Genomic DNA, 1700 nt, shown 5'->3' on the forward strand with positions numbered 1-1700 from the left:
CGATCACTACGTCAAACTCCATTGATTCTCTTTCTATATTTTCCATAATTAGAAACACCATTTCGCTTAGCGATATATTAATTTGTTATTTGTAAAAAGGCAACTCTCTATTAAATAGCACGTATACTGAGATGCTAAAATAAATTATCTTTTCACTATAAAGGTGAACAGGAAAAATAAATGCAGAGAACTGTATCTAAAACTCTTTTAAAAGGCTGAGTTGAATATATTTAGAAACTATTAAATCTATATATGTTTTAGATTTGGATTTTTATATAAAAAATTCCAATAACTGGTTTTTGGCCAGTTATTGGGGAAAAGAACTCAAGAGTTCTGGGGATCATATTGTTTCTCTTTGATAAAGAGGGCTGGAATAACTCCACAGATAAAGTAGGCTGCTCCCATGACTACAAAGCCTAAGCCAATTGAACCACCAGAAGCCAGATAACCAATAGTTGCAGGAGCAATCGCTGCGCCCAGACGCCCGACATTATATGCTCCTCCAATTGCTGTACCACGAATTGCAGTTGCAAAACTTTCAGTCATGTAGGTTGCATTTACACCATATGGTACGCCATACAGAAAACCGAAAATTATCAATAAATACAGAATATTCTCTGGTGAATTATAAAATACAATTAATGGTAGAAATACAGCAGTTCCTATAGCACCAAAAGCATAGGTAAAGCGGCGACCCAGTTTATCCGCCATATAACCTGCAAGAACTTTACCTAGAATCATTGCAGTATAAGTTCCTACCATATAAGCAGTCATTTCTTTGAACTTCATTCCAAGTTCACTTTCCAGATAAGAAGGCATCCAGTTATTTACGCCATAGTAGCCAAACTGAAGGAAGCCGGCAGTAAGTGCCCAGAGTATAAACATATTGCGGTTACGTTTATCCTGGAAAATAAGTTTAAAGGCTGACTCTTTTTTCTGGTGATGATTATTTATCGCTTTATTCAAGCGAGATTGTTGCCAGGCTTCCGGTTCTGGAACCAGAATGTGCATAAAGATAGCGATAGCAATTGGAATAATTGCAACATAAAACAGCATGCGCCATCCATGATCAGGAATAATCCAGCCGGCTAGCAAAGTTGCTACAATATAACCCACTGTCCAGCCAGCTTGTAAGGTACCTAATACAGTAGTGCGGTATCGGGTAGGAACATATTCTGCCATTAAAGTATTACAGGCGATGTAAAGAGAACCTAGACCTAATGAAGCAAAAAAACGTAGAATACCAAACTGCATAAAGCTTTGCGTAAAGCCCAAGCCACAGGTCAAAACTGAAAAGGTTAAAATTGAAATTACAACTATTCTGACCCTGCCAAAGCGGTCGCAGGCCCAGCCCCCAAAGATACCGCCAATTGCCATACCAGCTAAAGTAAAACTACCCAGCATGCCAGCTTCAACAGTACTCAGTCCGAAATCTGCCTTAATACTGTTGAGGCTATAAGAAAGCAGCATTAAATCAGCGCCATCGACCAGTAAAGCTAAAAATGCAAATAAGAATGCAATTTTCCAGGTATTCGGGCCAATGCTTGAAGTTATTGTGTTTATAGACATAATCCATTACCTACTATTAAGGGCGCTTTAATTTTCCTTAAAGCGCTTGAGGTTTTATTGAGTCATTTCACGAATCATATTGCGTGCAATAATAATTTGCTGAATCTGTGTGGTTCCTTCATAAAGACGGA

Annotated in this window: 1 protein-coding gene; it reads right to left on the reverse strand. The window is 38.2% G+C overall.

All coding sequences use genetic code 11. From position 1 onward, the window contains the following. Positions 1-324: 324 nt before the first annotated feature. On the reverse strand, positions 325-1569 hold the full coding sequence (locus tag B3R63_RS05485) for an MFS transporter (RefSeq protein WP_005014155.1): 1245 nt from the start codon (positions 1567-1569) through the stop codon (positions 325-327). Positions 1570-1700 lie beyond the last annotated feature (131 nt).

Origin of the sequence: Acinetobacter sp. UBA1297 (assembly GCF_002307755.1) — a bacterium.
In the GTDB taxonomy this organism is placed as follows: domain Bacteria; phylum Pseudomonadota; class Gammaproteobacteria; order Pseudomonadales; family Moraxellaceae; genus Acinetobacter; species Acinetobacter radioresistens.